This is a genomic window from Deinococcus sp., from assembly GCF_030523985.1.
Classification (GTDB): Bacteria; Deinococcota; Deinococci; order Deinococcales; family Deinococcaceae; genus Deinococcus.
The window spans coordinates 3517-15936 of the sequence record NZ_JAUNHK010000063.1 but is presented as its reverse complement, the minus strand read 5'-3'; the positions used below and the strand labels follow the sequence as shown (position 1 = coordinate 15936).

Genomic DNA, 12420 nt, shown 5'->3' with positions numbered 1-12420 from the left:
TTCCGCGTTCGAGTACACGGTCACGCGGTAGCCCTGGTAGACGAAGTCCTGCGCGTCAGGCGACTCGCCCGCTTCCATGCCTTTCTGGAAGGCGACGGGGTCGGCCTGGGCCGCAAGGAGCGCGGTGGGCGCGTGGCAAATCAGCGCGGTGGGTTTGGCGGCGGCGTGGAACTGGCGCAGCAGGTCGCCAAGGCCGGGGTCCACCATCAGGTCGGTCATGGGGGCATGACCACCGGGCAGGAACAGCGCGGCGTAGCCCCCTATGCCCTCGGCGGCGACGGCTTCAGTGGTCCGAATGCTCGCGTGGCTGAGCAGGTCGGTCACGAACGCCTTGATTTCCTCGTGTTCTTCCTTGTTCTTGAAGAACATGGCGTTGTCGCTGTTCTGATCCATCGCGGGCACGTTGCCGCGAGGGGTGGCAATCACGAGTTCGTACCCCGCGTCGGTCAGGCGCTTGGCAGGCACGCCGAACTCATTGAGGAAGAAGCCGGTGTGGTGCATCTTGTGGCCTTGGAGCGCAATCTGCTGGGCGCTGGACATCACCACGAGGATGCGGTTGGAGGGGGTCGGCGTCGTCATGCCCGGAGCATAGCCCGCCCGCCTGCAATTCAGATGAAACTAAAGCAATGTGAAAAATAAAGTAATAAACGGACAGTATGAGGTATCTCCGGGGCGGCCTGCGGTTCGGCTATGGAGCATGACCGAAAACAGCTCTGGCCTCCCCGTCTCCCGGGCGTCCGTCGAGCGCGTCCCAGAAGCCGCACTGGTGCCGTCCGTCGAAGTTGGGTTGCAGGCTGGTGGCGCCGGGTTCCAGCGTCATCACGCGGGGGAAGGGCAGTTTGACCGGGGGCCACACCGTCAGGCCCAGGGCGGCGGGCTGACCGCTGCGGGCAAAATTCGTCCAGTATTCGCCCATCTGCCGCGCCAGTTTGGTCTGGGCGGGCGTGAACTGGGCCGGGTTGGACAGGCCCACCACCGGGGTTTCCAGCACGTAGGCCAGTTCTGCGCCGTGGTACGCGCCCAGCGCCGGAGCGTCCCTGATGCCGGGCAGCGAAAGGGGCGGGCGCGGGTCGCTGAATTCGTAGAAATAGGTGGCCTGCCGGGGCGCGAGTTGCGCGGCGAGCCAGGAAGTCGGGCAGGCGAACACCCGGTCGGTGAGCAGCCGGGTCAGGGCGCGAATGGGCGTTTCGTCGGGGCGGGGGGCGTACTGCCGGGCCATCGTCAGGGCGTGGCGGGGGTCGTAGAGGGCCAGCGCCGCGCCGTAGACCAGGCGGCTGCCGCGCACCGCAGCGGGCAGGTACGGCTCGAAAATCTGGCCTTCCTCGCTGTTGACGCCCAGCAGCGTCGGCACCGGGGCGGCCCAGCCGTCACGCAGCGCGGTCAGCGGGGGCAGCGGCACGAAGGCGTCCCCATGCACGGGCGGCAGCGGCACCGGGTCAATCACCGAGCGCCCCGGCACCCGCACCGCGCTGATTTCGGCCTGGGTTTTGCCGCGCAGACACGCCGCCACGTCCGCCCCGGTGCAGCGCAAAGCCTGGGCAAACTGCTGTCCGGCCCGCCGCGCCTGCGAAAGTGGCGTGGTAAAGACTTCGGAGGCACACGACCCGCTTTGCAAAATCGCCTTGTGAAAGAGTTTCTGGGCATTGGGCGCGACCATCAGCGTGCAGATGGCGGCGGCTCCGGCAGACTGGCCCGCCAGGGTGACGTTGTCGGGGTTGGCCCCCAGCGTCCCGGCGTTGCGCCGCAGCCAGCGCACCGCTTCCTGAATGTCCATCAGGCCGTAGTTGCCGTCGCCCACGCCCGGCACCGCCAGAAACCCGAACGGCCCCAAGCGGTAGTTGACCGTCGCCACCACCACGCCGTAGTCGCGGGCCAGCACCGAGCCGTCAAAGAGGCTGGCGTCGCCCCCGGTAAAAAACCCGCCGTGAACCCACACCACCAGCGGCGCATTTTTGGCGTTGGGCGGGCGGTAGATGTTGAGGGTCAGGCAGTCCTCGCTGCCCGAGCCGCCCTGGGCGCAGACCGGGCCGAACTTCCCCGCCTGCCGCTGCCCCTTCCACACGGGCGGCTGGGGCGGCTGCCAGCGCAGCGGGCCGACGGGCGGCGCGGCGAAGGGCACGCCCAGAAACTGCTCCACGCCGCTCTTCCGAAGCCCCACCAGCTTGCCCTGCGGCAGGCTCAGGGTCGGGACAGTCGCGGCACGTGCCAGCGGCAGCCCCGCGCACAGGCCGAGGGCGAGCAGGACGACCCGACGTTTCATGCGGTCAGTATTCCGGGTGGGTGATGAGGAATGGTCAGGCGAGTCTCAGGTGGGCGTCAGGAAGGCCGGAGCAGAGGAAGGGGGGAGAGGCCGCGCCCGGCATCTGGCACACTGGCCCTATGTCCGACTCTGTTTCTGCGGCGGCCCTGTCTGTTCCCGAACTGATTGCCAAAAAGCGCGACGGCGCGGCCCACACCCACGCCGAACTCGAAACCCTGGTGCTGGGCTTTACGCGGGGCGAGGTGCCCGATTACCAGATGAGTGCCTGGTTGATGGCGGTCTTCTTGCGCGGCATGACGCCTGAAGAGACCGCCGACCTGACCCTGGTGATGGCCCGCAGCGGCGACCAGCTCGACCTGGGCAGCCTGCAAGACACGGTGGACAAGCACTCGACTGGGGGTGTGGGCGACAAGACCAGTCTGGTGCTGACACCCATGCTGGCGGCGCTGGGGCTGACCGTCGCCAAGATGAGCGGGCGCGGACTGGCGCACACGGGCGGCACCATCGACAAGCTCGAAAGCATTCCCGGCTGGTCGCCCGACCTCTCCGAAGACCGTTTTCTGGCCCAGGCCCACGAGGTCGGCCTCGCCCTCATCGGGCAGACCAAGGACCTCGCCCCCGCCGACGGCAAGCTCTACGCCCTGCGCGACGTGACCGCCACCGTGCCCTGCTTGCCGCTGATTGCCAGTTCCATCATGTCCAAGAAGCTGGCTTCGGGAGCGCAAACCATCGTGCTGGACGTGAAAGTGGGCGCGGGAGCCTTTATGACCACCACCGAACAGGGCGAGGCACTGGCGCGGGCGATGGTGGACATCGGGCGGCGAGCCGGGCGCAATGTCCGCGCCGTGCTGACCGACATGGACACCCCGCTGGGCCACATGGCGGGCAACAGCCTGGAGGTGCAAGAAGCCCTGGCGACCCTGCGCGGCGAAGGCCCCGCCGACCTGACCGAACTGTGCGTGACCCTCGCCGTCGAAGCCCTGGTCGCGCATGGTCAGGACGCCGCCGAGGCCGAGCGGCGGGCGCGCCGAACTCTGGCGGACGGCTCGGCCCTCGCCAAATTCCGCGCTTTCGTGGCGGCCCAGGGCGGCGACCCGGCCTATGTGGACGCCCCTGAGCGCCTGGACGTGGCCCCCGACCGTGCCGAGGTGCAGGCCGAGCGCGGCGGCTTCGTGGCCCGCGTGGACGCGCTGAGCGTGGGCCGGGCGGTGCTGGCGCTGGGGGGCGGGCGCGAACGCAAGGGCGAAGCGATTGACCCCGGCGTGGGTGTCGAACTGCTCAAAAAGCCGGGCGAGCGGGTGGAGGAGGGCGAGGCGGTGCTGCGCCTTTACCACCGCGCCGGACGCGGCCTGGAACGCGCTCAGGCGCTTCTGGAAGCGGGGCTGGGACTTGCCGACAAAGCGCCTGCCCCCGAACAGCTGATTCTGGGCCGGGTCAACTGAGGCCGCCTTGGGGAAGGGGCTGCGCCTGCACGACCTCTGGTCACGAGTCAGGCCAGGTGCTCGGCCCCGCCCAAGTACCTCTGTCCCCCCGACGATAGCGCCAACCCGACTCACATCTATAGTGACCCATGTCCCCGTCCTTTTACGACCCCAGAGAGCGTGACCCCAGCCTCAGCCGCCGCCCGCAAAATCGCCAGGACGACGACTGGATTCGGGCGCTGCTGCTCCGGGGGCGCGTGGCCCGCATCGCGACGGTGTGGCAGGCCGAGGACGGCGCGGCGTGGCCCTTCATCACGCCGCTGGCCTACGTCTACCGCCCCGAGCAGAACGACCTGATTTACCACACCAACGTCGTCGGGCGGCTGCGGGCCAATACCGCTCAGGCGCACCCGGTCACGCTGGAAGTCTCGGAAATAGGCGACTTTCTGCCCAGCAACTCGCCGCTGGAACTGACGGTGCAGTACCGCAGCGTCATCGTGTTCGGTCAGGCAGAGATTCTGCAGGGCGAAGACGCCCGCGCTGCCCTCACCACCCTCTCCGAGCGCGTCTTTCCGGGCCTGAAGGTAGGCGAGACGACCCGGCCCATCAGCGACGAAGACCTGCGGCGCACCAGCGTGTACCGCCTGAGCATTCAGCACTGGAGCGGCAAGGAAAACTGGGCCGAGCGGGCCATTCAGGAAGACGGCTGGCCCGCGCTGGCCGAACACTGGTTCGGTGCATGACCCGCCGCGACCTGCGTGACCTGTTTCTGCTTTCGGCGTTCTGGGGCACGTCGTTCCTGCTCATCAAGTGGGCCGGGCACGACTTTCCGCCCGTGTGGGTGGCGCTGCTGCGCTCGGTCTTCGGGGCGGCGGTGCTGTTGCTGGTGCTGTGGGGGCGGCGTCTGCCCCTGCCGCCGCGTTCCTTCTGGCCCACGCTCACCCTTCTGGCCCTGCTCAACAACGCCTTTCCCTGGCTGATGTTCGCGCTGGGCGAGCAGACCGTGAGCAGCAGTGTCGCCAGCATCCTCAACGCCACCACGCCGCTGTTCACCCTGCTCATTACGGTGGGCCTGGGCGAGTCGCGGCCCTCGCTGCAACTGGGTCTGGGCGTGCTGCTGGGGCTGGCGGGCGTGGCGCTGACGGTCTCGGGCGGCCTCAGCGGGGGGCAGGTGTCGCTGGTGGGCGCTTTGCTGATTCTGGCCGCAGCGCTCAGCTACGGCTTCGGCGGCGTGCTGGGCAAGAAAAAGGCAGTGGGCCTGACGCCGCTCAGCTTGGCGGCGGGGCAGTTGCTCCTGTCCACGCTGCTGCTTTTGCCGTTCGCCGTGTTCGGGGCGCATCCCGCCCACGTCGGTCTTCAGGCGTGGGGCGCGGTGGCGGCGCTGGGCATCTTCGGCAGCGGGCTGGCCTACCTGCTCTTTTACAGCCTGCTGGCGCGGGTGTCGCCCACCCAGGCCTCGGCGGTGACTTATCTGCTCCCCATCTGGGGCCTGCTGTGGGGGTTCCTGGCAGGCGAACACGTCGGGCTGACCTCACTGCTGGGCGTCGCCGTGGTGCTGGCGGGTGTGGTGCTGCTGAACGTGCCGTCCCTGCGCCGGGCAAGCTGAAGTCGGGACAGAACGAGGGGGCCGGAGACTCTGGTTCTCCGGCCCCCTCGCGTTGTGTTTATGCTCAGAAAATGCGCGGATTGGGCGCGATGTCGAGCGTGTTGTCGAAGTCCGTTTCGTCGGCCCAGACCTTCATGTTGACCAGTTTGGCGCTGCCGAAGGAGGTGGTGAAGGCCACGTCGGAAGCGTCACGGCCCTGGGCAATCAGCACGCGGCCCGTGCGGGGCTGGTTGTGGCGGGCGTCGAAGGTGCGCCACTCGCCGTCGATGAACGCCTCGAACCAGGCGTGGAAGTCCATCGGCACGGGGTCCGGCGGATAGTCGATGTCGGGCATATAGCCGCAGACATAGCGGGCCGGAATGTTGAGCGCCCGGCAAAACGCCACGCCCATGTGCGCGAAGTCGCGGCAGACCGCTCGCCCGCTGCCCAGCGCCTGCGACGCGGTGGTGGTCGAGTTGGAGCCGTAGCCGTAGGCACAGGTGTCGTACAGGTAGTCGCACACGGCCTGCACCTGCGCCCAGCCCCCCTGAATGCTGCCGAACCGCTCCCACGCCTCGTTGCTCACCAGGTCGCTGTCCACGTAGCGGCTGGGCAGGAGGTACTGCAAGGTTTCGTCGGGCAGTTCCTCGACCATCATCTTGCGCAGGTGGGGGTACTGCGGGTCGGGGGTGCGCTCGACTTCGGCAATCAGGTCGTGCCCGATGACGAATTCGCCCGGCTGCGCGACGATGCGCCACACGATGTTGCCGTGGGTGTCGGTGTAGGTGTGGATGCCCTGGGCAGCGGCGAGGGGACGCTGTTCGATGATGCGCTGGCGGGTTCCGGTGGGAAACAGGCGCTCCTGGGGCTGAACCACGAAGAGCATGGGCGTGGGATAGGGAACCTCGAACGTCAGGGAAAATCCGGCCCGGACGCGCACAGGTTTGGTAAACGGGGACTCCTGGGCAGGGTGGTGGGTCATTGTCCTTTACAGTTTGACGCTTTCTGGCGCGGGCACATTGAAATGCCTATCCCATATGCCAAGTTGTCTCCAGCCCAGCACCTTTTCGACCAGGCCCAGTCTCCAGCCCACGGCGGGCAACCTACGCTCGGCGGCACAGTCGGGCTGACCGTCAGCCTCTACACTCGCCCCATGCCCAACCGCCTTGCCTTTGAGACCAGCCCATACCTGCTGCAACACGCCGAAAACCCGGTGGACTGGTGGCCCTGGGGAGAGGCCGCCTTCGAGGAGGCCCGCCGCCGCGACGTGCCGGTGCTGCTGAGCGTGGGCTACAGCACCTGTCACTGGTGCCACGTCATGGCGCACGAGTCGTTCGAGGACGAGGCCACCGCCGCGCTGATGAACCAGCATTTCGTCAACGTCAAGGTGGACCGCGAGGAAAGGCCCGACGTGGACGCGGTCTACATGGCGGCGACCCAGGCGCTGACGGGGCAAGGCGGCTGGCCCATGACGGTGTTTCTGACACCCGGCGCCGAGCCGTTTTATGCAGGCACCTACTTTCCGCCGCGTGAGGGTTACGGCCTGCCCAGCTTTGTCCGCCTGCTGAGCAGCATCGCCACCAGCTGGGAGCAGCGCCGCCCCGACCTGCTCGCCAATGCCGGGGCACTGACCGAACACATCCGCGAAGGCAGCCAGCCCCAGCCGCGTGAGGGCGAGCTGCCCGAAGACGCCCTGGCCCGCGCCGTCGCCCACAGCGCCCGCATGTACGACGCCTCACTGGGCGGCTTTGGCGGTGCGCCAAAATTTCCCGCGCCAACCCACCTCGATTTTCTGCTGACCCAACCCGACGGGCAGGACATGGCGCTGCACACGCTGACCCGGATGCTGGCGGGCGGCATTTATGACCAACTGGGCGGCGGGTTTCACCGCTACTCGGTGGACGCGCAGTGGCTGGTGCCCCACTTCGAAAAGATGCTCTACGACAACGCGCAACTGGTGCGGACCCTGCTGCGGGCCTACCAGCGCACGGGCCAGGAGGAGTTCGCCCAGGCCGCCCGCGAAACCCTGAGCTATCTGGAACGCGAAATGCTCGCTCCAGAAGGCGGGTTTTACTCGGCCCAGGACGCCGACACGCCCACCGAACACGGCGGGGTGGAGGGCCTGACTTTTACCTGGACACCCGACGAAATCCGCGAAGTGCTGGGCGGAGACTCTGACCTCGCGCTGCGCTACTGGAACGTGACGGAGGGCGGCAACTTCCGCGACCCGCACCAGCCGAGCTACGGCAGCCGCAACGTGCTGCACACGCCCACGCCGCTGCACGAGTTGGCGCGTGACCTGGGGGATGATGTCCCCGAGCGTTTGCAGGCCGCCCGTCAAAAGCTGTTCGCGGCCCGTCAGTCGCGCACCCAGCCCCACACCGACGACAAAATTTTGACTTCCTGGAATGGGCTGGCCCTGGCTGCCCTTGCCGACGCGGGGCGCATTCTGGGCGAAGGGCGCTATCTGGAACTGGCCCGCCGCAACGCCAAATTCGTGCGCGAGCAGATGCGGCTGCCGGACGGCACCCTGCGCCACACCTTCAAGGACGGGCGGGCCAGTGTGGAAGGGCTGCTGGAAGACCACGCCCTCTACGCGCTGGGGCTGGTTGCTCTGTATCAGGCGGGCGGCGACCTCGCGCACCTTCACTGGGCGCGGGAACTCTGGGGCATCATTCGCCGCGATTTCTGGGACGACAGGGCAGGCGTGTTCTTTTCCACAGGCGGGCAGGCCGAGGGGCTGCTGACCCGTCAGGCGCAGTTTTTCGACTCGGCCATCATCAGCGACAACGCCGCCGCCGCGCTGCTGGGCGTGTGGATGGGACGCTACTTTGCCGACGAAGACGCTGAAGCCGTGGCCCACCGCACTGTCCAGAGCTTTCACGCCGAGATGCTCGCCGCGCCCACGGGCCTGGGAGGACTGTGGCAGGTCGCCGCCTTCCTGCGCTCGCCCCACAGCGAGGTCGCCATCATCGGTACGTCCGCCGAGCGTCACCCGCTGGAACGCGAACTGGCGCGGCATTTCCTGCCCTTCACCGCGCTGGCCCCGGCAGAAACGGGCGCGGGGTTGCCCGTCCTGGAAGGGCGTGAGGGCGGCGGCACGGCGTATGTCTGCGTTCACCACGCCTGCCAGTTGCCCACGGGGGACGCGGCGGAACTGGGGCGGCAGGTGGGGGCGTTAGAGGGTTAAGGGGAACCTTTCGCCCCTGGCCCGCGTACCTTAAAGGCAATGACTCCCCAACTCCAGATTGGTGAAAAACGCAAATTGGCCGACCTGCTGCCCGGCCTGGGCCTGCGCGTTCAGGTGCAGCACGACCTGACGGGCGCGGACGTGAGTGCCTTCGGCCTCAGCAGCGAGCGGCGGCTGGAAGATGACCGTTATTTCGTCTTCTACAACCAGCCCCAGAGTCCGAACGGCGAAATCCGCCTGGTCAGCGAGGGTGTTTTTGAGGTGAATCTGGCGGCGCTGCCCGCCAGCGTGAGCCGCATCGTCTTTGCCATCACCCACGATTCGCAGCCGCTGAGCGCGTTAGGTCATCTGCGCCTGACGCTGGCGGGAGCAGACGGCACGCCCGCCGCCGAGGTGCTGCTGACGGGCGAAAAACTGGCAGGCGAGCGGGCGCTGATGCTGGCCGAGCTTTATTTGCATGGTGGCGAGTGGCGCGTCACCAATGTTTCGCAAGGCTTTAACGGCGGCCTGGACGCACTGCTGCGTTCCTTTGGTGGCGAGGTGGCCGAGGAAGGAGCCGCCGCGCCCTCGCCTGTTGCACCTCCCGCTCCTGCTCCTGTCGCGCCGCCTGTCTCCAGCCCCGCGCCCGTTCCGACGCCTGCGCCGCTCACCCCGCCTTCCGCGCCTGCGTCCGTGCCCAACCTGGGCCGTCACAGCCCGCCGCCCGCTCCGGCTCCCACTTTCGGGTCGGGCCAGGAGCCGCCCATGTCGGGCCTGGAAAGCTCGCTGGGCGACTTTTTGCGGGGCAGTGCCGAGCAAGACCGGCCCGGCGACGTGTTCGAGCTGGAATCGGGCAAGATGCTGGAAGTCAAGGTGCGGGGCCGCGTCTGGAGCAAGATGGGCGCGATGGTGGCCTACCGGGGCCGTCTGGAGTTCAACCGCGCCAGCACCCTCAGCGACCTGATGGGTCATATGCGCGGCGGCAACATGGGCGGCATGCTCGGCGGCCTGATGAACGCCGCCGTTCGCATGGGCAGTGAGGAAATGGGGCCGCTGGTCGCCATTGAGGGCCAGGGCATCTGTTATCTGGCTGACCAGGGCAAAGACATCAGCATCATTCGGCTGGAGGGGGACGCGCTGAATGTAAACGGCAACGACCTGCTCGCCTTTGAGGACACCGTGCAGCACCAGATCACCATGCAGCGCTCGGTGGCGGGCATGATTTCAGGCGGGCCGTTCAGCGTGCGGGTGCAGGGCCACGGCCTCGTCGCCATCCTGTCGCACGGGCAGCCGCTCACGCTGCGGGTCACGCCGCAAGAACCCGTCTTCACCGACCCCAACGCCACGATTGCCTGGAGCGAACACCTCCAACCCGAACTGTTCGTTGACCAGGACTTGCGGGCCATGTTCGGGCGCGGCGGCGGCGAAACCTACCGCATGGCCTTCCGGGGCAGCGGCTTCGTGGTGGTGCAGCCCTACGAGGAAGTGCCCGTGATGGGGACGATGCACTGAAGGGGGGGAGGGCAGAGGGTGGAGAGTTGAGGGGCAAAATGACGCTTTGTAGAAGCTCCTCCTGCTTGCCATGAGCTATGGGCCATGAGCGGTGAGTGGTTCACTCAGGGCTCATGGCCCATAGCTCAGAGCCCGATACTCGCGAGCAACTTCGCAGGTTATCAACAGCTGTGGATAATGCTTTCAAGAGCAGGGGTTTAGACGTTTCCACGTTCGACGTTTTCACAGCCGACCACCGTGCTTTTTGTGGCGGTCGTTCTCAGCGCACCAGTTCCTGCACGCCGTCCGGCGCGGCGACGAAGGCCCGCTCTGCCATGCCCAGAAACAGGCCCGTGTCCACCACGCCCAGCGTGCCCTTGATGCGGCGTTCGAGGTCGCGGGCGTCGAAGTCGGCGGGCAACTGGGCGTCGAAGATGTAGTTGCCGTTGTCGGTGACGTAGTTCTGTGCTCCGTTCATCCGCAGCCGTCCGCCGGGCAGGAATTCGCGCAGCCGCTCGACCGTGGACAGGAAGCCGAACGGCACGATTTCGATGGGCAGGGGCGCTTTCTCGCCCAGCTTTTGCACCAGCTTGGTGTGGTCGGCAATGATAATCAGGCGCCTCGCCTGCACTTCGGTCACTTTTTCGCGCACCAGTGCGCCGCCCAGTCCCTTGACCAGATCCAGATTGGGCGCGATTTCGTCGGCCCCGTCAATGGCGATGTCGAGCGGGCGCGGGTCGAGCGGTTCGGTGGGAATACCGACCTCGCGGGCCAGTTGCTCGCTCGCCTCGCTGGTGGACACGCCCACGATGCCTGTCAGTTCGCCCGCCGCCAGCTTGCGCCCGATTTCTTCGATGGCGTATTTGGCGGTGCTGCCCGTGCCCAGGCCCACGCGCTGCCCGCTGCTCACCAGGGCGACGGCGCGCAGGGCGGCTTCTTTTTTGAGTGCTTCGAGGTTGGTCACGGAGTCGCTCATGCTTGTTCCTTTGCCTTCAGGTCTTTTTCGATGGCGGTGGCCACCGCGTCGGCGTGTCCATCTACCTTGACCGCCAGCCACGACTTGACCAGTCGCCCGCTGGGGTCAATGAGGAAGGTCTGCCGCTTGACGCCTTCGGTGGTCTTGCCGTACAGCGTCTTGGGGCCGTAGCTGCCGATGGCCCGCAAAAATTCGGCGTGCGGGTCGCTCAGCAGCGGAAAGGGAAGACTGTATTTTTCGGCAAACTTCTGGTGGCTGGCGGCGTCGTCCCGGCTGACGCCCAAAATCGCCGCGCCGTGTTGCCTGAGCAGTTGGTGGTCGCGGAAATCGCACGCCTCGCGGGTGCAGCCGGGGGTGTCGTCCTTGGGGTACACGTACAGCACGACGTATTTGCCCTCGTACTGGCCCAGGGTGTGCAGGTTGCCCCCCGCATCGGGCAGCGCGAATTCGGGGAAGGGTTCGCCGGGTTGCAGGCGATGGGGTTTGGGAAGGTCGGTCATCTCGGCTGGAAGTCTAATACTGATTCCGATTGAAGTCCCCCACGCTGGGGGATGAAATCCGACTGAAAGGAGTAAGAACGAGATACGGATTTTGCGGTATGGAGCCATAGGCGGTTCTTTCCCGACTATGGCGGAATGGAGCGGAATCCGTATAAGGGTTCGGCCCTCAGCCCTTGGGGTACAGCACCGCCTGGGTGCATCGGAACAGCGCCATCACGTCGCCCTTTTCGTTCCTGACTTCGGCGTCCCAGACCTGGGTGGTGCGCCCGGCGTGAACCACGCGGGCCTCACAGGTCACGCCCCCCTGGCGCGAGGTGTCCAGATGGTTCGACTTGAGTTCGATGGTGGCAAAGCCGCTGGCCCCCTCCGGCAACAGGATTCGTGTGCCGTAGCCGCAGGTGGTGTCGGCGAGCGCAATCACCGAGGCGGCGTGCAAAAAGCCGTTGGGCGCGAACAGTTCGGGTCGCACCGTGAGTTCGGAGCGCAGCAGGCCCGGCTCGACGTGGGTAAAGCGCAGGCCGATGAGACCGGGCAAAAAGCCCTCGCCACGCTCGTTGAGTTCTTCCAGGGTGGGGACGGGACGCATGCCCCTCATGGTAGTGGATGAGGGCCAAGCCAGGAGCCGTGGACTAGGGCATGGCGCTCGACTGACCTATGCAAAAGCCTTCAAGTGCGTCGGCATCACTTTTTGCCGCTGAGACGGGATTCCTGACAGGTCGGCACCTCTTGTTCTGCTCCAGCGCCGGGTCTCAGGGCCACAGCCGCCCCATCCACCCGGCGGGGGAGGTCGCCTCGCCGCGCACCCGGATTTCCAGGTGCAGGTGCGGCCCGGCGCTCAGGCCGGTGGTGCCGACCTCGCCCACCTTCTGCCCCCGCGTGACTTTCTGGCCCGCCTTCACGATCACCTTGCTCTGGTGAAAGTACAGGCTGACCACACCCGCCCCGTGGTCGATGACGACCAGTCCGCCGCGCACCGGGTACTTGCCCGCCATCACCACCGTGCCGTCGTTGACCGCCA

At 67.0% G+C, this 12420-nt stretch carries 12 protein-coding genes; 5 read left to right on the top strand and 7 right to left on the bottom strand.

Going from position 1 to position 12420, the window contains the following annotated elements; translation table 11 throughout:
• Together Q4C89_RS09990 and Q4C89_RS09985 are read right to left on the bottom strand one after the other, a co-directional pair.
• Positions 1 to 579, bottom strand: a 579-nt coding sequence (locus Q4C89_RS09990; RefSeq protein ID WP_303102462.1) for a DJ-1/PfpI family protein, incomplete at its 3' end; no start/stop codon positions are given.
• Positions 580 to 688: 109 nt separating this feature from the next.
• Complete coding sequence (locus Q4C89_RS09985) at positions 689 to 2260, bottom strand: carboxylesterase/lipase family protein (protein WP_303102461.1); 1572 nt, start codon at positions 2258 to 2260, stop codon at positions 689 to 691.
• A 119-nt stretch (positions 2261 to 2379) separates the two neighbouring features.
• Between Q4C89_RS09985 and Q4C89_RS09980 the strand changes: the two genes are divergently transcribed.
• From Q4C89_RS09980 to Q4C89_RS09970, 3 genes are all read left to right on the top strand, one after another.
• Positions 2380 to 3702: a thymidine phosphorylase gene (locus Q4C89_RS09980; protein WP_303102460.1), complete on the top strand. Its 1323-nt coding sequence runs from the start codon at positions 2380 to 2382 to the stop codon at positions 3700 to 3702.
• Between the two features lie 128 nt (positions 3703 to 3830).
• Complete coding sequence (locus Q4C89_RS09975) at positions 3831 to 4424, top strand: pyridoxamine 5'-phosphate oxidase family protein (RefSeq protein ID WP_303102459.1); 594 nt, start codon at positions 3831 to 3833, stop codon at positions 4422 to 4424.
• Positions 4421 to 5287, top strand: a complete 867-nt coding sequence (locus Q4C89_RS09970) for a DMT family transporter (RefSeq protein ID WP_303102458.1) — start codon at positions 4421 to 4423, stop codon at positions 5285 to 5287. The genes Q4C89_RS09975 and Q4C89_RS09970 overlap by 4 nt, the downstream gene beginning before the upstream one ends.
• A 64-nt stretch (positions 5288 to 5351) precedes the next feature.
• On the opposite strand, the gene Q4C89_RS09965 is transcribed toward Q4C89_RS09970, so the two are convergent.
• Positions 5352 to 6248 carry a transglutaminase family protein gene (locus tag Q4C89_RS09965; protein WP_303102457.1) on the bottom strand — a complete coding sequence of 299 codons (897 nt, stop codon included), beginning with the start codon at positions 6246 to 6248 and terminating at the stop codon, positions 5352 to 5354.
• A 171-nt stretch (positions 6249 to 6419) separates the two neighbouring features.
• On the opposite strand from Q4C89_RS09965, the gene Q4C89_RS09960 reads away from it, so the two are divergent.
• Positions 6420 to 8456 carry a thioredoxin domain-containing protein gene (locus tag Q4C89_RS09960; RefSeq protein ID WP_303102456.1) on the top strand — a complete coding sequence of 679 codons (2037 nt, stop codon included), beginning with the start codon at positions 6420 to 6422 and terminating at the stop codon, positions 8454 to 8456.
• A gap of 39 nt (positions 8457 to 8495) precedes the next feature.
• Complete coding sequence (locus tag Q4C89_RS15165) at positions 8496 to 9947, top strand: AIM24 family protein (RefSeq protein ID WP_368493232.1); 1452 nt, start codon at positions 8496 to 8498, stop codon at positions 9945 to 9947.
• 259 nt (positions 9948 to 10206) lie between these two features.
• Here the strand turns inward: Q4C89_RS15165 and rpiA are convergent, their stop codons facing one another.
• From rpiA to Q4C89_RS09930, 4 genes are all read right to left on the bottom strand, one after another.
• Entirely contained in the window at positions 10207 to 10902 is a 696-nt protein-coding gene (rpiA, locus tag Q4C89_RS09945; protein ID WP_303102455.1) for a ribose 5-phosphate isomerase A, read from the bottom strand.
• A complete protein-coding gene (locus Q4C89_RS09940; protein ID WP_303102454.1) occupies positions 10899 to 11402 on the bottom strand; it encodes a peroxiredoxin in 504 nt (167 codons plus the stop codon). Before Q4C89_RS09940 ends, rpiA begins: the two co-directional genes overlap by 4 nt.
• A gap of 166 nt (positions 11403 to 11568) precedes the next feature.
• Positions 11569 to 11988, bottom strand: a complete 420-nt coding sequence (locus Q4C89_RS09935) for a PaaI family thioesterase (RefSeq protein WP_303102453.1) — start codon at positions 11986 to 11988, stop codon at positions 11569 to 11571.
• Positions 11989 to 12151: 163 nt separating this feature from the next.
• Positions 12152 to 12420 (bottom strand): M23 family metallopeptidase (locus Q4C89_RS09930; RefSeq protein ID WP_303102452.1); only part of this gene is annotated, 269 nt, incomplete at its 5' end.

Excerpts from the sequence above, each read along its gene's own strand:
- Q4C89_RS09970 (WP_303102458.1), top strand. The coding sequence starts at position 4,421 with ATGACCCGCCGCGACCTGCGTGACCTGTTTCTGCTTTCGGCGTTCTGG.
- Q4C89_RS09960 (WP_303102456.1), top strand. The coding sequence starts at position 6,420 with ATGCCCAACCGCCTTGCCTTTGAGACCAGCCCATACCTGCTGCAACAC.
- Q4C89_RS09980 (WP_303102460.1), top strand. The coding sequence starts at position 2,380 with ATGTCCGACTCTGTTTCTGCGGCGGCCCTGTCTGTTCCCGAACTGATT.
- rpiA (WP_303102455.1), bottom strand. The coding sequence starts at position 10,902 with ATGAGCGACTCCGTGACCAACCTCGAAGCACTCAAAAAAGAAGCCGCC.
- Q4C89_RS09965 (WP_303102457.1), bottom strand. The coding sequence starts at position 6,248 with ATGACCCACCACCCTGCCCAGGAGTCCCCGTTTACCAAACCTGTGCGC.
- Q4C89_RS15165 (WP_368493232.1), top strand. The coding sequence starts at position 8,496 with ATGACTCCCCAACTCCAGATTGGTGAAAAACGCAAATTGGCCGACCTG.
- Q4C89_RS09935 (WP_303102453.1), bottom strand. The coding sequence starts at position 11,988 with ATGCGTCCCGTCCCCACCCTGGAAGAACTCAACGAGCGTGGCGAGGGC.
- Q4C89_RS09975 (WP_303102459.1), top strand. The coding sequence starts at position 3,831 with ATGTCCCCGTCCTTTTACGACCCCAGAGAGCGTGACCCCAGCCTCAGC.
- Q4C89_RS09940 (WP_303102454.1), bottom strand. The coding sequence starts at position 11,402 with ATGACCGACCTTCCCAAACCCCATCGCCTGCAACCCGGCGAACCCTTC.
- Q4C89_RS09985 (WP_303102461.1), bottom strand. The coding sequence starts at position 2,260 with ATGAAACGTCGGGTCGTCCTGCTCGCCCTCGGCCTGTGCGCGGGGCTG.